A 17,174-nucleotide genomic window follows, 5' to 3' on the forward strand; every position below is an offset into this window, starting at 1 on the left:
GAAGAATAATGAAAATAATGTTATGTCCATTAAATGGCGCAAGAAATATTAATGAATTTGTTTATGGTGGTGAAGTTAAAGCCATGCCCAATCATCAAACGTGTAGCGACAAACAATGGGCTGAATATGTGTTTTACAGTGATAACACCATAAAAGTCGTGCGCGAATGGTGGTTTCACAGTGCATCAAGTTATTGGTTTATTGCCGAACGAAATACTGCATCTGATGAGATTATTCGCAGTTATGATCCCAGTGAAATTTTTAGTGATAGCGTTAATTTTGATCATGGGCTTAATCATGATGGGGTAAAGGAGCGTGACAATGGTTGATAGCAATCGATTAGCCGCGCCGATGGGATCGTTAATTGCGCGTGATAACCCAATTACATTTGAGTTTGAGGGGAAAAGTTACACAGGTTTTGCTGGTGATACAGTGGTGAGTGCGTTAATTGCTAATCAACAATGGTTGCTATCCCGTTCATTTAAATATCATCGCCCTCGAGGACCATTAACCATGGCGGGGCAAGACGCCAATACCTTGGTGCAATTACCTGATGAAGCCAATGTGTTAGCAGATAAGGTTGATATCGAGCAAGCCATTAGGGTGATGGGGCAAAACTACAGTGGCACACTTGCTAACGATAAAGATGCGTTATTAGAGAAAGTTGGGCGATTTATGCCTGTTGGCTTTTATTATCGGGCATTTTATAAACCCAAAGGAATATGGGATAAGTGGGAACCCATTATTCGTAACAAAGCGGGTTTAGGGCAAGCTAACCTTAAATTCAAACCTGAATATTATGATAAAGCCTATCTGTTTTGTGATCTTATTGTCGTTGGCGCGGGCCCTGCTGGATTAAGTGCGGCACTGACTGCCGCTAGACAAGGCGCTGAAGTGTTGTTAGTGGATGAAAACAAACAAGTTGGCGGAGCGTTAACTTATCATCGATTTGACACTGCGGGTGAGGTTGCGGATAACCTACTTGACGCATTAAAAGCGCAAGTTGATGGCATGGCTAATATCCGTGTATTAACCGATGCCATATGTAATGGCTGGTTTGCTGATAATTATTTACCTGTGATCACGGGTCAGCGCATGTATAAGGTGCGGGCAAAGCAATGCATAGTCGCTGCGGGAGAGTTTGAGCAACATGTCGTGTTTCGAAATAACGATTTGCCCGGCATAGTGCTATGCAGCGCGGCAATGAGATTGATGAAGCATTATGCGGTTAAGCCCGGTAATAGGGCGGTGATATTAACTGGCAATGACGATGGCTACTTGACCGCGATTGAACTCGCTAAGCAAGCCGTCAATGTGGTTGCTATTGTTGATATGAGACCTGCTCAAGCTGATACTCAACTCGGTTCAGAATTAATTAAGACACTGCAATCTCTTGGCATTGAGATTATATATAACGCTACTGTATACGAAGCACAAGCTAAGCAGAATCACCTTGCTGCAGTAGAGATTTATGAACTTGATAGAGAGGTTAAAATAAGCCAACACATTAGCCGTATAGAGTGTGATTTGCTTTGTGTTTCATCCGGTTACATGCCAACGTATCAATTGTTATGTCAAGCTGGGGCGCAGTTAACCTATGATGATGCCTCTGCACGTTTTAGTTTAAATGGATTACCCGAAAACCTACATATAGCAGGTTCCGTTAATGGAATTCATGCTCTTGATAAAGTGCTTGAAGATGGTGCCAATGCTGCGCAGCAGTGTTTAGTTAAACTGGGCTTGGCTGATGTGGTTAACCAGCAAGTTGAGTGTGATATAGAAACTAATTTTGCTTGGCCTATTTTTCCGCATCCACAAGGTAAAGACTTTGTCGATTTTGATGAAGATTTACAGGTTAAAGACATTATTAATTCAACCCGTCTTGGGTATCGAGATATTCAATTAGTTAAGCGCTTTTCTACGGTAGGAATGGGGCCTTCTCAAGGGCGTCATTCAGCACTTGCTACGGCAAGGCTAGTGGCACATGCGACGGGTAGAACGGTCAGTGAAACCGGAGTGACTACGGCGAGGCCGCCTTTTATTCCTGAAAAACTCGCCTATTTAGCGGGTCGAATTTTTAATCCTGTTCGCCATACGCCTATGCACTATCGACATCAATCACTTGATGCGCAATTTATGCCTGCGGGGGCGTGGCTACGCCCTGCATATTATGGCGTACCTGAACAAAAAGAAATGTTGATCCAACAAGAAGCATTAGCGGTACGTAATGGTGTTGGCATCATTGATGTGAGTACGCTTGGGGGGATAGAAGTTAATGGGCCTGATGCCGCTGAATTCCTGAATCGAATCTATACTTATGCTTTTATTAAACAACCTATAGGTAAAACCCGCTATGCGGTATTAACCAATGAACAAGGTGTTGTAGTTGACGATGGCGTGGCTTGCCGCATTGCTGATGAGCATTTTTACGTAACAGCAACGACCACAGGTGTTGATGCCGTTTATCGTGAGATGAAAAAATGGAATGCGCAATGGCGTCTAGATGTTGATATTGCCAATGTGACTTCTGCTTTTGCTGCGGTCAACGTGGCAGGGCCATTAGCGAGAAAAGTGCTAGAAAAAGTCTGTATTGATGTTGATTTTAGTCAGCAAGCCTTTCCATATTTAGCCTATCGTGAAGGTCATATTGATGATATGCCAGTGCGTTTATTACGCGTTGGTTTTGTCGGTGAACTGGGGTATGAGATTCATATGCCGACGTTGTTTGCGCTCAATATATGGGATAGGTTAATGCAGGCGGGGCAAGAGTTTGCTATGCGTCCCTTTGGTGTAGAAGCGCAGCGGCTACTGCGGTTAGAAAAAGGCCATATCATTATTGGGCAAGACACTGATGGCATGTCTCATCCAGGCGAGCTTTCTTTAACATGGGCGATTGCTAAATCTAAACCTTTTTATGTGGGTTGTCGTTCGGTTGATATTGTTATGCGTCGCCCACAAACCCGCAAATTGGTGGGATTTAAGCTGGATAAGTCAAATCCTAAGCCAGAGGAAGGTCATTTAGTGTTAGATAAAGCGGGGGCTGATGCCAATATCACGGGTAATGTGACCTCTTGTCATTATTCCACCACGTTAGATGCCTATATTGGTCTTGCCTATGTCGGCATAGAACAGCAAACCGTCGGCAGTCATTTCCCCATCAGAGTGGATGGTAAAGCCGTTTTGTCTGAAGTCGTAAGTTTGCCTTTCTATGATGCCAATGGTGAACGTCAGGAGGTCAATTAATATGGCTTCATTTATGATAAGTGCTGAACCACAGTTACGACATAATAGCTTTAACGCAAAGACTATTGATGCTGCTATTACACTTGTAGATGTGACTTGTTCAAACCGGATTGGTTTTAGAGGCCAGCAAGTTGCAACATTTTTACAAGCGCAAGGACTCGATATTCCACAGCAACCCAATCGTGCCGTGGTAATGAATAATGGCTTGATAATATTAAGCTTGAGCCAAACCGAGTTTTGGTTGTTAGATATTGATAATCAGCATCGTCAATTGATGATTGAACTGGAAACATTGGCCGATATTACTAAACAAGTGACTCGATTGTACACTCAGCATAGTCAGGCAATGTTTATCATTAATGGGGATGATTGCCCGCAGATGTTTGCAAAAGTGTGCGCCGTTAATTTACACCCTGACGCATTTGAGTCTGGAGTGATTGCACAAACATCGGTTGCTCGTGTGTCGAGTGTTGTCGTTAATGTCACGCATAATGAGCAGCCAACACGTTTTATTATATTAAGTGATATTTCGAGTGCTCAATATTTATGGCAAGCAATTGAAGATGCCGCCGCAGAATTTCAATTATAATTTTAAACGGCTAATAGGGCTCATTTAGATGCTATTACACTGAGCGATTTGATTTTAGTGACACATTTGAAAGGAGTATGTATGCCAACGGTAACCATTTCTGAAATTCAAGATATTTGCAAAATTGCTTTAGAAAAACATGGGGCTTTGCCATGGATAGCAGGAGCTGTTGCAGATGCTGTCGCTAAAAATGAATCAAGAAGTAATAGAATTTGCGGCTTATATTACTTACAAAGCTATTGCCAGCAATTGCGCACTGGTCGCGTAGCAAAGGATGCCGAACCGGTTATTAGCGTGCCAAAACCGGGCTTTATACATGTTGATGCCAAGTATGGTTTTGCCCAGCCGGCTTTTGCAAGCGCACTGCCTAGCGCAATTGCTGCCGCGAGAGAAAATGGCACGGCATCTTTAGCGATTGGACATAGTCATACCTGCACCTCATTGGGGTATTTTACTGAACAACTTGCTCGTCATGGTTTTATAGCACTCGGGTTTACCAACTCTTCACCGATTGTGGCACCACCAGGTGGTAAAGTCCGCACTATAGGCACGAATCCCATCGCATTTTCAGTACCTGACGGTAAAGGCGGGATTGCTATGCAGTTTGACCAATCAACGACTGTAGTTGCACTAGGCCGGATTACAATGGCAAAGGATGCTGGCGAGTCTATTCCTGAAGGGTGGGCGCTTGATGAATATGGGCAACCTACTACCGATCCACATAAAGCATTAGCGGGATCTTTAGTATCTGCAGGTGGTTACAAAGGCTGGGGCTTTGGCCTCATGGCTGAACTTCTTACGGCAGGGCTTACAGGTGGTATTGCCTCTCAGTTTGTTAAACCATTAAAAGCACCAACAGGAGAACCTCATGATTTAGGTCAATATTTTTTATTGATTGATCCAGCCAATGCTGAATATTTTTATGAAAGATGTCAGCAGGTTATTGAGCTTGTTAGTCAAGACGAAGGAACACGTTTACCGGGACAGTTTATCAATGAGCTGACGGAAGTCGATGTACCGCAAGCATTATGGGAGTTAGCGTTAGACTTAGCTAATGGCTAAAGTTAACTTAAGTCGCTTGAGTATAGTCTTTGATGGTTTTTAGTATATAGGCTAAAACTAAGCCATTAGCGATAACAAGCAATGTAGCCGTGACCCAGAAAAGAATGGGCTCTTGGTCAAGGTAAATTTTCTCTCCTTTACCGCCTATATACTGCTGTGTATATGCGATGGTTAGAATATTTGAAAAATAAGCCAATAAAATACATGCCCATATAAAATAGAGTGATTTTTTGAACATCCAAAAATGTCCTCTGATACATTGCTTGATATTTAATCATTACATGTGGGTTCAATATGATCAATCTTTGCCTTAAATCTTAATCAGTCGTGAACAGTGCTCATTCTGTGATAGAGCTATCCGTAAAAGATAAATAGAGTAAAGTGAACGTATTTTAGGCAGTTAGGCATAGGTGAGATTACATTTGCTTGTTTTTTAAACATCGAATGAAGTTTTATTAGATTTTATGCCTAATAAATGGTCATTATGAAATCTGGTATGGGTAATATATAAACAGTTGGTTATTTTTATTAAAATATTTTTATTTTATTTCCAGCCTAAATTTAATTGTTTTATTTTGTATCGTAAATATTTTTAATTGATATAAATTTAACGTATAAATTTATTGTTGTTAACATGTGTATCTTTAATTGCATTGTGTGAGATTGCATTAACTGTATGATAAAATAGGATATTATTTTTAATTATCAGCGTGTAATTTGATTTAAATAATGATGCGGTAACATATTTAAAGTATTGCATTTTACTGATATACACAACTGTTTTAACTGTTTAATCTCTGTCTTTATAACATGTGATTTTTATTCGTATCAAATTTGGTTGATCGCGTATACATTTTAAGTAATTGACTAGCCTAAATTAGAGTGAAATGCAATATAGTCAGAAAGAGATTGGCAGAGTAATATGATTACAAAATAGAATAAATATAAATATATAATGAACACTACAATTCAAATTGATGCTCTAGAGTCGCTATTAATAGCGATTTTCGTACTATTTATTGGTCGCTTAATTAATAATAAAGTGACGGTACTTCGACAATACAACATTCCCGAACCCATCGTCGGTGGCTTGGTTGTTGCTTCCATTATTACCGTTTGTCACCAATATGGTTATAACTTTACATTTAAGCTGGATATACAAGATGTATTGATGCAAATGTTTTTTGCAACGGTAGGTCTTGCTGCTAGTTTCAAATTGCTTATCAAAGGTGGCGCTCGGGTTTTTCTGTTTTTAGGCGTTGCAACCGTCTTTATTATTTTACAAAACCTAGTGGGAGTGAGTTTAGCTAAAGTGCTGGGGATTGATCCATTACTTGGTCTATTAACTGGCTCTATTACCCTAACCGGTGGACACGGTACAGGTGCTGCGTGGTCTCAGACGTTTGCAAGCGAATATGGGCTAAGTAATACCCTTGAATTGGCAATGGCATCAGCGACATTTGGCCTAGTGATGGGCGGTATTATTGGTGGACCGATTGCACAGCGTCTCATTAATAAACACAAATTGAAGTCTGAATTTGGCGAGAGTGCGAACCATCACATTGCGCATCCTGATTTAGTGACTTATAGCGAACACGAAGAAGATCGAATCAATGCTAAAAGTACCATTGAAGTGCTATTCATTCTTCTGCTTTGTGTTGCTGGAGCAAGCCATTTAAAAGAGTTTGTTGATAGTTTTGGTATTAGCTCGCTCCGTATTCCATTATTTGTGTATTCATTATTTGTTGGTGTGTTAATTACCAATATTTGTGAGACAACTCATGCCTATAAGATCAAGAAGGAAACCGTTGACGTTATTGGTACCATCTCGTTATCGTTGTTCTTAGCTATGGCGCTGATGAGCCTTAAATTATGGGAATTACTTGATTTAGCTTTGCCAATGTTAGTGATCTTATTTGCACAAACGGTACTGATGGGGTTATACGCATACTTTATTACATTTAGGGTCATGGGCAGCAGTTACGATGCCGCAGTTATTGCTGGTGGTCATTGTGGCTTTGGTATGGGGGCGACGCTACGGCAGTAATGAATATGGGAGCGTTAGTGACCCGTAATGGTCCATCACCTCAGGCATTTATGATTGTGCCCATTGTTGGTGCCTTCTTTATTGACATTACCAACTTATTCGTACTGCAAGGATTTTTGGGGTTTTTAGCTAAATAAGCTACTTTTACTGAAATTACTAGCAAATACAAAAAAGGTACTCAATGAGTACCTTTTTTTGTTACTAAACAATATTTTATTTAATTACCTATTTGATTTTATCGACAGTTCCTACTTGTAGTTTTGCTAGTTTTTTAGCTGTTTTAGCGGCTTTTTTTTCTTTAGGGGATAGTAGGGCTTTTTTCTTGACGTTTTTGCTGTGGTGTTGTTCTTTGCTCATTTTTAGCTCCAAGATCTATCTTACCCGTACAGGGTCAATAGCATATGAAATTAGCCATTATTGGCATGAATTTAGAGTTTCACTTCAGCTGGTCTGGTCTTAGGCTGTGAATACAGCAGGAGAGAAGTTGCCAGTTGTATTGCAGTTGTCATTATAAGCTTATTACTATTAATGATGAAACGACCATGATTATGATTAATTACGCTATATATAGAGTCATTACTTCTATAAGAACCCGCTAATGCTTGTTATTTTGAATTGTTAACGATATGTTGATTGTGTTTTCGTAGCAATTACAAACTAATTTGGGGTATTTATGTTAAAGCAAACTGTTGTGGTTCTGTTGTTATCAAGTTTGGTCGTGGCTTGTGGCAGTACCAATAAAAAACAACAAGCAGATAAATTAACGAATCAAGTTGAGACTGACACGGTTAAATCAACAGTCAATGAAGCTAAACCATTATTAGCCAGTACATTAATTTTAGAAGATATTCAATTTGCTGATGGTATGGTTGAAAATAAAATTAAAGTTGAATGCAAGATGTTGCAATCACTTTCAGAGTCAATTATGACAACAAGTGAGCGTTATCCATATCAATTTACTGCACGTAAAGATGTCACTTCTGACCAAGCAAACAATAAGGTTGTTAAAGTCGATTATGTAGAAGTCGTGCCACAAAAGTTTAGTATTTGGTCCTTTCATCCTGTGTCCGTCGCCACGTTAAAAGTGTCATTAGTCGAAAATGGTAAGGAAGTTAAATCAGCAACTAAAGAAATTGGTAGCAAGATGGCTTGGGGAACTTGTGATCGGCTAGAGAAAATCGCAAGAGCAGGTGGCCAATTTGTGGCTAAGTGGACTGCTAAGCATGTTAATTAGTTTGTTTGATGTAATGACCATTATATAAAAATAAACGCCTGATAATTGTTATCAGGCGTTTTGATTTTATTGAATATTAGTCGTTGTGGTTATTCGCTAAAGCTGCTCCAGATTGGCGCATGATCAGATGGTTTTTCTATGGCACGTAAATCGTAATCTACATCAGACTCAATAAGGCGCTTCGCTAAGCTAGGTGTTGCTAAAATAACGTCAATACGTAAGCCGCGGTTATCGACAAAACCTTTTGAACGATAATCAAACCATGAGTAGCGTTCTGTGCGAGTAGGGTGTAACTGCCTGAAGGTATCGATAAGTCCCCAATTTAAGAGCGTTTGTAGCCATTCTCTTTCTTCTGGTTGGAAACTACATTTACCCGTCTTTAACCAACGCTTGGCGTTGACGTCACCAATACCAATATCTAAATCGATAGGAGAGATATTGATATCACCCATGATCACTAAATCTTCATCAGGGTTATGATTCTCATTTAGGTAGATCATTAGGTCTTGATAGAATTTACGCTTAGCAGGGTATTTGGTTTCATGACTGATGTTTTCCCCTTGTGGGAAATAACCATTTAAGACTGTTAATGGGCGGCCATTATCTTGTTCAAATGTCGCCATAATCATTCGACGTTGCGCGTCTTCAGCGTCAGTTGGGAATCCTTTTTGAACCGCTAAAGGTGTCTTTTTTGAAAGCATAGCAACGCCATAATGAGCTTTACCGCCGTGATAATGCACTTGATAGCCCATCGCTTCAACATCTGCAACAGGAAAGGCTTCATCATGCACTTTCGTTTCTTGTAAGCCAATGATGTCTGGCTGTTGACTGTCGATTAATGCTTGAAGTTGATGCAATCTAGCTCTTAGGCCGTTGATATTAAATGAGACAATTTTCATGTTGAGTAAAAATTCCTTTTGGAAAACATGCGCCAATTGGCATTAATGTCAAAATAATAACATGAATAGGGGCGATTAGTAGGAGTTAGGCGATGAAGAATTACGATTTTGATAAACGGTTTCGATGAGGAACACTGACAGTTATCATATAAGGGATGACGGACTGTCAGAGTCGGCTAAAATACATTAGAGCCAAATGGGAAAATTATTCAAATGGGATTTCCGAAAGTAAATCGATAAGCTCATTTTCAGTGGTTGGCATTTTAGCTAATTCAAATAGCGGCTCGCGCCGCCTTTAAGCATGTAGGCATTAGTTGTGCAGTGGTCATAATGAAACCACTTACCATTAACACATACATCTGAGTAACATCTTGGATCTTGTTTTAATTCCATTTTATCTCCATATATCATGTTTCCAGCAACACTGTGACAACATAACGTTATCTACTAATGAGCTTTATGATCTGGATCAAATTAGTTTTCGAATAAATTATAAGCATTATCAAATTGAGATATATCTCGATAATAGTCAGAAAACATGAGCCGTAGGTGTTAACTCATTAAAATTGAGTCATTAAGCAGACATATTTTGTCAAGCAGCAGCGGTTATAGATGACTTCTCGATTTTGATCACCAATTTTTTGACTGGAGCAGGTTGTGTGACTGCAATTAAAGGTCGATGCGGCTGTAGCGCGTCAAAAATGATAAATTCGTTTTGATTTAAATTAATAAATTGTTCGTTGATGACATCATTGCTAAAAGCAATATCTTTACTGTCTAACAAGTCTTCTGTAATAGAAACAAGTGGATTTAGGCTATAACCGAACCGTTCTCCACCTTCCAGTATGATTTGTACATCAATGTATTTAGCGTGTATTTCAGATCTTCTAAGAGCTAACTCTTGAGTATGGTCATTAACAATAAAGTAAAAGTTATCCTGCTCTAGCGAATAGCGTCCAGGTTGATTATTGACGGCTAATAACGCTTTAACTTTACTAATGATAGATAAAATAGCCGTTGGAATATGGTGGTACTGTGCTAGGTCATTTAGGTTGCCGTGAAGCATGAGACATCTCTTAATAAGAATAGGTTTTGGATTGTAATCATAACATTTGTAGTAATACCGTATGACTGTTATTTGGAATAATAATGAGCCTTGGTATTGATTGATTTTTAAGCTAAGTTGGCTAATGACAAATCATATAACGGGCAGGGCTATGCATTATACATTATCTATTGAAATAGGATTATCTATCGCGGATGTAGTTAAATTATATGATAACCCCGATAATTGGGCTAAATGGCAACAAGGGTTTGTTAAGTATGAGTCTGTGGTGGGGCAAGCAGGAAAAACAGGCTCTGAAACGATATTGACGCACATGATAGCCGGTAAACCAACACAGATGACTGAAAAGGTTGAGCTTAATAACTTACCAACTCAAATGATTTGTATTTATCAATCAAAAGCAACCTTGATGGGGGCATGGAATCGAGTTGATAGTCAGTTTATTGCACTAGATAAGAATCGCACTTGTTGGCAATTTGCTTGTGAGTTTCGCTTTGGTAGCTTATTAAAGTTAATGGCGTTATTTGCGCCGAATATGTTTCGTAAAACCTCTTTAAAAGAGATGAATAATTTTAAACAATTTGCTGAAAAAGTTCAGGCTGAAAAAGAACAGTAACTGGTATTTTATGATGCTAAGAAAAGTGTTATTAATTTTCGGTTGGACGTCATTAATCGGCAGTATTGCGGATGGATTGCTTTTGAGTTTTAGCTTGTGGTTAGTGATAACCGCAGTAGAACCGATTAGTCTCAGTATCAATCAATTATTACAACATCTCTATTTCATTTATTGGGTTAAACAAGTGGCTTATTACGTGTTGCCCAATGATGTCGTTGTTTGGTTATTTAACCTACCAGCATTATGGTATTTCCCAATACGAATAGTGGTGAGTATTGTTATCGGTTGGTGGGCATTGGCGGTAGCGGCGAAAATGAAACAAAATGGTGGAATGGAGCTAGGTAGCCCCCAATATTGACTCGTATTATTTAGCGATAACACTATCTCTTATCACTAAGCTTGGCTCTAGTGCGATGGTTTGTGTTTCTGCTCGTTTAGAGGATATTTTATCGATTAATAGCTCAACTGCTTTTTGTCCCAATAATCGTTTGGGCTGACTAATAGTTGTCAGTGCAGGGCTGAGGTATCTGGCTAACTCTATATCATCATAACCGACAATGGAAAATTGCTGCGGGATGCTAATACCATCCTTATTGGCGGCGTGAATAAAGCCCATTGCCATCATATCGTTGCAAATAAATGCCGCTGTTGGTTGCTGCTGACATTGTTTAAGAGCTTGATAAGCGGCAACGCCACCATCACACTCAAAGTTACCCGTAATAATCCAATCTGGATTGATGGTTAAGTTAGCATCCTGCATTGCTTGCTTAAATCCTGTAATACGCTGCGCAGCAGGAACTTTATCTAACGGACCACAAATACAGGCGATTTCAGTATGTCCCATCTCAATTAAATGCTGGGTCGCTAAGTAACCACCAAGTAATGAATTATCTTGAATTTTGTCGCAGTTAAAATCGGTCGGGCCCCAATCCATCATGACCATAGGTAATTCAGGGTAATGATTTAATTGGCCAAAGGCTTTTGCTTCTACTTCACTGCAAATTAATAAAAGGCCATCGACTCGCTTTTGCAGTAGCGTTGATAGGTTGAGATTGATCCGTAGCGGATCACCCTCTGTATTACATAAAATCAGGCTATATCCTTGCTCATAACAAGCTTGCTCTACGCCTTTTACCACTTCGGCAAAAAAAGGGTTAGTAGAGGTGGTAACTAGCATACCAAATGTTTTGGTATGGTTGGTTTTTAAACTACGGGCAAGGGCAGATGGAGCATAGTTCAGCTCTGATACTGCTTGTAGCACTTTGAGACTTATCTCTTCACTCACAAATCGAGTTTTATTTAATACGTGGCTTACTGTCGACGTCGATACGCCCGCAAGTTTTGCTATATCTTTTATCGTGGCCATATTTAAAATATCAATATTATAAAAGGGGGCTACAATAAATAGCCCCGAAAAAAATTATGCTTGTGCTGCTAAAAATTGCTCAACTTCGGCCAATGTTGGGATAGAGGTTTGAGCGCCAAAACGGGTAACACTAATTGCTGCTGCAGCGTGGGCAAAACGGATTGCATCTGTTAATGCTAAATCATTTTGTAAGCCTGTTAATAGCGCACCATTAAAGGTATCACCTGCGGCAGTGGTATCAATCGCATCAACCTTGAAGCCTTGTATTTGCTGGCCTTGGCCTTGTTCACTTAACCATACGCCTTCACTACCTAAGGTGATCATAACCTGACTAATGCCTTTTGCATGCAATACATTAGCGGCTTGTGCTGCACTGGTTAAGTCAGTCACTTTAATACCGGTTAATAGCTCGGCTTCAGTTTCATTGGGGGTGATCAAATCCACATTGGCGAGCAAGGCTTCAGGTAGTGCCGTCGCTGGTGCTGGATTTAAAATCACTTTAGTCTTGTGTTGCTTAGCAATTTCGGCAGCTTTAGTAATTGTGGCTAAAGGTGTCTCAAGTTGCATTAATAACATATCAGCAGCAGCAATGAGATGATGATGCGCGGCTAACTTTTCAACCGTCAGCATATTATTCGCAGCTGCGGCGATACAGATGCTATTTTCGCCAGCATCTGTTACTTGGATCATTGCTACACCAGTCGCCATATTGTCAGCAATCATAATGGCTTCGGTATTCATCCCCAGCGTTTGATATTCATTGATCATACGTTGGCCAAAATCATCATCACCAACACAGGCAATAAAGCCAATATCAGCACCTAACCTTGCGGCAGCCACAGCTTGGTTTGCGCCTTTTCCACCAGGAATAACCTGATAGCCAGCAGCTGAAATAGTTTCACCAGGGCGTGCAAATTGTGGCACTTGTACCACGTGGTCAGCATTAACACTGCCTAATACAATTAATTTGTTCATGAACTAATCTCTTATTTGCTGATGATCTGTAATGGTACCGGAATAGATGCTTCAACAGCTTGATTTTTTAATAGTTTATCCGCAACTTTAATGCCTGTTGCACCAATCAGTTGTGGTTGCTGAGCAATTGTTGCACCTAAACGGCCACGTTTAACGACCGCGATGCCTTCTTCTGTGCCATCAAAGCCCACAATTAACAGTTTCTTATTGGCAGCTTGTGCTGCACGTACAGCGCCTAGTGCCATCTCATCATTTTGAGCGAATACCGCTTGTGCTGTTGGGTTTGCTGTCAACATATTTTCTAATACGTTAAGGCCTTTAGTGCGATCAAAATCTGCAGGTTGGCTAGCCAGTACCGTCAATTTATGTTGCGCTGCGCCTTCGGCAAATCCTTGACCACGTTCGCGAGCTGCAGAGGTACCTGGAATACCTTCAAGCTGTAAAACCTGTGCATTATCACCTAGTTTGCTGGCGATAAAATCAGCGGCCATTTTACCACCTTGGACGTTATCTGAGGCGATATGACTTGCCACTTTACCGTGATTTGCTTGACGGTCTAGAGTAATAACTGGAATGTTATTGCGATTAGCCAATCTTACTGCATTTGATACCGCATCTGAATCGGTTGGGTTGATTAGAATAACTTTGGCACCACGAATGGTTAAATCTTCAACGTTTGACAGTTCTTTGCTTGGATCATTCTGCGAATCAAGCACAATAAGCTTGTAGCCTAATTCATCTGCTTTTTGTTCTGCACCTTCTTTTAAGGTCACAAAAAAAGGGTTGTTTAAGGTTGAAACCACCATGGCGATGGTGTCTTGAGCTAAGGCGTTGTGGCTAAAGCCGATAGTTAATGATACTAATGCTGTAGAGACAATTTTATTTAATGTTTTCATCATAAACCTTCGTTATTCAGATTATTTTTGTTTGTTGTCGATCATAACGGCTAGCAAGATGACACTGGCCTTTACAATCATTTGATAATAAGAAGAGACATCTAATAAATTTAGAGCGTTGTTTAAGAAGCCAATAATCAGGGCACCAATCAATGTGCCGGTAATTCGACCACGGCCGCCAGCCAGACTGGTGCCGCCCAATACTACCGCTGCAATCGCATCAAGCTCATAACCCATACCTGCTGTAGGTTGAGCAGAAGATAAACGTGAGGTCACAATAATGGCGGCTAATGCTGCCAATGTACCGCAAAGGGCATAAACACCAATTTTTACGCGGTCAACATTAATACCTGAAAGACGGGCGGCTGATTCATTACCACCGATGGCATAAATGTAGCGACCAAAGCGGGTATGGTTTAATAGATACCAGATTGCGGCAAATACAATCACCATTAACCAAACCGGAATGGGAATACCTAAGGCGCTGCCTGTACCGAACCATGCAAATTGATCTGCTACATCGGTAAAGCCTGTTGAAACTGGACGACCATCGGTATAAACCATGGTGACACCTCTAAGTAACGTCATGGTTACTAAAGTGGCGATAAAGGCTTGTACTTTACCTTTTGCGATAATAATACCGCTGATGGCACCAAGTGTGGCTCCTGCTAATAATGCCGTTGGAATAGCCACTAAAATAGGCACTTCCATACCAATTAAACTGGCAGCTAGGGCACCACAAAGTGCCAGTACCGAACCCACACTTAAATCAATACCCGCAGTTAAAATGACCAGTGTCATACCCACTGCAATAATGGCGTTAACTGAGGTTTGTCTGAGTATGTTTAATAGGTTATCAACAGAGAAAAAGTTTGGGTTGATGAGCGACACCACTACAATTAGCAGTAGTAATGCAATTAATGATTTTTGTTCAATTAACCACTGGCTAATGCGCTTGTTGTTTGTCGTTGTTGAAGCGACAGGTGTTTGTGTGTTCATTAACATTCCTCACACTGAGTTTTACCGACGGCTGCGGCAAGGAGTTTCTCTTGAGTCGCTTGCTGACGACTAAATTCGGCACTGATTTGACCTTGATGCATCACCATAATTCGATCACTTAAGCCAAGCAGTTCAGGCATATCTGATGACACCATAATAATGGCTAGACCTTGTTGCTTAAATTGATTGATTAATTGGTAGATCTCTTTACGCGCACCTACATCTACACCGCGAGTAGGTTCATCTAAAATAACCACTTTTGGGGTGAGCATTAATGCTTTTGCAATGGCGACTTTTTGTTGATTACCACCAGATAATAAGCCAATAGTTTGGTTTTGATGGGGCGTTTTTATATTGAAGAGTTCAATAAACTGTGCAACTTGTTGCTGCTCTAATTGTTGATTGATATGACCAAATTTAGATAATAGTGGCAAGCTGCAAACAGACATATTATGTTTGACTGATTGGCTTAACAGTAAACCATCACCTTTACGGTCTTCAGAAATATAAACAATGCCTTGATCAAGTGCATCTCGACAGTTATTAATTTTTAGCTCAACCCCATTAAGATGGACTTGCCCTTGATGCTTGTTTAAGGCGCCAAAAATGAGTTTCATCAGCTCGGTGCGACCCGCGCCCATTAACCCTGAAAAGCCAAGGATTTCTCCCTGTTTTAAGTCGAAACTAATATTATCGATACCGTGACCGCTTAGCCCTTTAACGGATAAACAAGTTTGCTCGCGGCAGCTATTTTGATAAGGATATTGTTCATCGAGTTGACGACCCACCATAAGCTCAATCATCTTATCTTCATCAATATCAGCAATTGCTGCTTGAGCGATAAATTTGCCGTCACGTAACACGGTAATATCATCACAAATGGTAAAAATTTCTTTTAAACGATGTGAAATATAAACAATACCGCAGCCTTGCGCAGATAGCTCTCTGATGATGTTAAACAGGGATTCAGTTTCATTATCGGTCAATGCATCGGTTGGCTCATCCATAATGATGACCTGTGCATCCATGGATAATGCTTTTGCTATTTCAACCATCTGCTGTTCACCAAGACTTAACTCCGACAGCAAGGTTTTAGCACTGTGTTTGACCTTGAGTTTTGCTAATAACTTATCTGCTTGGCTAAACATGGTTTGCCAGTCAATTCGACCCATTCGAGTGGTTGGTTCTCGTCCAAGGAAGATATTTTCTGCAATAGTAAGATGTTCAATCAGATTCAGTTCTTGGTGAATGATACTAATTCCAGCCAGCTGTGATTGACGTGGATTGCTAAATTGAACAGGCTGGTCTTTAAAACGAATGCTGCCGCTGTCTGCTTGATAAACACCGCTTAAGACTTTCATTAAGGTAGATTTACCCGCGCCGTTTTCGCCCATTAATGCCATTACTTTGCCAGCATAGACATTTAAACTCGCGCCATCTAAAGCTTTGACTCCAGGAAAGGTCTTTACGATATCGGTTAATTCAAGTATGGCTTGCTTCATACTGAGTCCTCGAATCCTTTATTAAAAGGTAACGCCGCAGCGGAAAATAACATTGGCAAATGGCGTACATTCACCAGAGCGGATAATGGCCTTGCTATGATGAGTTTGCTGTTTAAATTGATCGTGGCTGAGGTAATGGATTTGAATTGTTTTATTCGTCAATGCTGATTCAGTAGCGATTCGGTCAATGATGGCTTGGTGCATTGCGGGGCTTATCTGTGCTAACTCACTGGCCATTATGACTTGCTCAATTTGCAACTCGGAGAGTAAAGCATCAATACATGAGAGTAGGTCAGGTGTACCAGCGACGAGCGCCATATCGATACGATCTACTGTTGCCGGAATCGGCAGGCCTGCATCACAAATCGTGATTTCATCTAAATGACCTGCTTGAGCAACAAGCGTTGAAATTGCTGAATTTAGAAGGGTACTTTTTTTCATAATTACCATGCCATTGTGCATTGGCCGTTGCTTTGAAATAAGTCAAATTAACGGACTTTAGAGTGCGCAAACGTTTGCGCAAACGTTTCGATGGCGTAAATGTACTTATTTTAGGGATGAAATTCAGCTTTAAACATAATATTTGTGATCTAGATCGACAATAGCAACATCTAATAGATTAAAAAGTAATTAACCCTATATCTGGCTAAAATATTGCTTTAAGAATTTGTATAAATATT

At 40.2% G+C, this 17,174-nt stretch carries 18 protein-coding genes and 1 pseudogene; 8 read left to right on the forward strand and 11 right to left on the reverse strand.

Annotation, left to right across the window (positions count from 1 at the left end):
- The first annotated feature begins 8 nt into the window (after window positions 1-8).
- From JCM15074_RS04710 to JCM15074_RS04725, 4 genes are all read left to right on the forward strand, one after another.
- Window positions 9-329, forward strand: a complete 321-nt coding sequence (locus JCM15074_RS04710; protein WP_025820173.1) for a sarcosine oxidase subunit delta — start codon at window positions 9-11, stop codon at window positions 327-329.
- A complete protein-coding gene (locus JCM15074_RS25385; RefSeq protein WP_025820174.1) occupies window positions 322-3,243 on the forward strand; it encodes an FAD-dependent oxidoreductase in 2,922 nt (973 codons plus the stop codon). Before JCM15074_RS04710 ends, JCM15074_RS25385 begins: the two co-directional genes overlap by 8 nt.
- Before the next feature lies 1 nt (window position 3,244).
- Entirely contained in the window at window positions 3,245-3,832 is a 588-nt protein-coding gene (locus JCM15074_RS04720) for an aminomethyltransferase family protein (RefSeq protein ID WP_025820175.1), read from the forward strand.
- A gap of 81 nt (window positions 3,833-3,913) precedes the next feature.
- Window positions 3,914-4,894, forward strand: coding sequence for an Ldh family oxidoreductase (locus JCM15074_RS04725; RefSeq protein WP_025820176.1), 981 nt, complete (start codon window positions 3,914-3,916; stop codon window positions 4,892-4,894).
- A gap of 7 nt (window positions 4,895-4,901) precedes the next feature.
- Here the strand turns inward: JCM15074_RS04725 and JCM15074_RS04730 are convergent, their stop codons facing one another.
- Window positions 4,902-5,132, reverse strand: a complete 231-nt coding sequence (locus tag JCM15074_RS04730) for a hypothetical protein (protein ID WP_025820177.1) — start codon at window positions 5,130-5,132, stop codon at window positions 4,902-4,904.
- Window positions 5,133-5,849: 717 nt separating this feature from the next.
- Here JCM15074_RS04730 and gltS point away from each other — a divergent pair.
- A pseudogene (gene gltS / locus JCM15074_RS20945) lies at window positions 5,850-7,078 on the forward strand (sodium/glutamate symporter).
- Window positions 7,079-7,166: 88 nt separating this feature from the next.
- Here gltS and JCM15074_RS25230 read toward each other — a convergent pair.
- On the reverse strand, window positions 7,167-7,298 hold the full coding sequence (locus JCM15074_RS25230) for a hypothetical protein (protein ID WP_267880169.1): 132 nt from the start codon (window positions 7,296-7,298) through the stop codon (window positions 7,167-7,169).
- 316 nt (window positions 7,299-7,614) lie between these two features.
- Between JCM15074_RS25230 and JCM15074_RS04745 the strand changes: the two genes are divergently transcribed.
- Window positions 7,615-8,175, forward strand: a complete 561-nt coding sequence (locus tag JCM15074_RS04745; RefSeq protein ID WP_025820178.1) for a hypothetical protein — start codon at window positions 7,615-7,617, stop codon at window positions 8,173-8,175.
- Window positions 8,176-8,264: 89 nt separating this feature from the next.
- On the opposite strand, the gene xthA is transcribed toward JCM15074_RS04745, so the two are convergent.
- From xthA to JCM15074_RS04760, 3 genes are all read right to left on the reverse strand, one after another.
- Window positions 8,265-9,074: an exodeoxyribonuclease III gene (gene xthA, locus JCM15074_RS04750; RefSeq protein ID WP_025820180.1), complete on the reverse strand. Its 810-nt coding sequence runs from the start codon at window positions 9,072-9,074 to the stop codon at window positions 8,265-8,267.
- A gap of 267 nt (window positions 9,075-9,341) precedes the next feature.
- Complete coding sequence (locus JCM15074_RS20950) at window positions 9,342-9,467, reverse strand: hypothetical protein (protein ID WP_306302213.1); 126 nt, start codon at window positions 9,465-9,467, stop codon at window positions 9,342-9,344.
- Between the two features lie 199 nt (window positions 9,468-9,666).
- Window positions 9,667-10,140: a NanQ anomerase/TabA/YiaL family protein gene (locus JCM15074_RS04760; protein ID WP_025820182.1), complete on the reverse strand. Its 474-nt coding sequence runs from the start codon at window positions 10,138-10,140 to the stop codon at window positions 9,667-9,669.
- A gap of 151 nt (window positions 10,141-10,291) precedes the next feature.
- Here JCM15074_RS04760 and JCM15074_RS04765 point away from each other — a divergent pair, with 151 nt between their 5' ends.
- Entirely contained in the window at window positions 10,292-10,756 is a 465-nt protein-coding gene (locus JCM15074_RS04765; protein ID WP_025820183.1) for an SRPBCC family protein, read from the forward strand.
- Between the two features lie 10 nt (window positions 10,757-10,766).
- Window positions 10,767-11,114 carry a hypothetical protein gene (locus JCM15074_RS04770; RefSeq protein ID WP_025820184.1) on the forward strand — a complete coding sequence of 116 codons (348 nt, stop codon included), beginning with the start codon at window positions 10,767-10,769 and terminating at the stop codon, window positions 11,112-11,114.
- Between the two features lie 6 nt (window positions 11,115-11,120).
- Here JCM15074_RS04770 and JCM15074_RS04775 read toward each other — a convergent pair whose 3' ends face one another.
- From JCM15074_RS04775 to rbsD, 6 genes are read right to left on the reverse strand one after another with little or no spacing between them, the layout of a single operon-like run.
- Window positions 11,121-12,122: a substrate-binding domain-containing protein gene (locus JCM15074_RS04775; protein ID WP_025820185.1), complete on the reverse strand. Its 1,002-nt coding sequence runs from the start codon at window positions 12,120-12,122 to the stop codon at window positions 11,121-11,123.
- A 54-nt stretch (window positions 12,123-12,176) separates the two neighbouring features.
- Entirely contained in the window at window positions 12,177-13,097 is a 921-nt protein-coding gene (gene rbsK, locus JCM15074_RS04780; protein WP_025820186.1) for a ribokinase, read from the reverse strand.
- An 11-nt stretch (window positions 13,098-13,108) separates the two neighbouring features.
- On the reverse strand, window positions 13,109-13,993 hold the full coding sequence (gene rbsB, locus JCM15074_RS04785; RefSeq protein ID WP_025820188.1) for a ribose ABC transporter substrate-binding protein RbsB: 885 nt from the start codon (window positions 13,991-13,993) through the stop codon (window positions 13,109-13,111).
- A gap of 21 nt (window positions 13,994-14,014) precedes the next feature.
- Entirely contained in the window at window positions 14,015-14,992 is a 978-nt protein-coding gene (gene rbsC, locus JCM15074_RS04790) for a ribose ABC transporter permease (RefSeq protein ID WP_025820189.1), read from the reverse strand.
- Window positions 14,992-16,494 carry a ribose ABC transporter ATP-binding protein RbsA gene (gene rbsA, locus JCM15074_RS04795; RefSeq protein WP_025820190.1) on the reverse strand — a complete coding sequence of 501 codons (1,503 nt, stop codon included), beginning with the start codon at window positions 16,492-16,494 and terminating at the stop codon, window positions 14,992-14,994. Before rbsA ends, rbsC begins: the two co-directional genes overlap by 1 nt.
- A gap of 21 nt (window positions 16,495-16,515) precedes the next feature.
- Entirely contained in the window at window positions 16,516-16,935 is a 420-nt protein-coding gene (gene rbsD / locus JCM15074_RS04800) for a D-ribose pyranase (protein ID WP_025820191.1), read from the reverse strand.
- Between the last annotated feature and the right edge of the window lie 239 nt (window positions 16,936-17,174).

Source organism: Shewanella marina JCM 15074 (genome assembly GCF_000614975.1).
GTDB classification, from domain to species: Bacteria; Pseudomonadota; Gammaproteobacteria; order Enterobacterales; family Shewanellaceae; genus Shewanella; species Shewanella marina.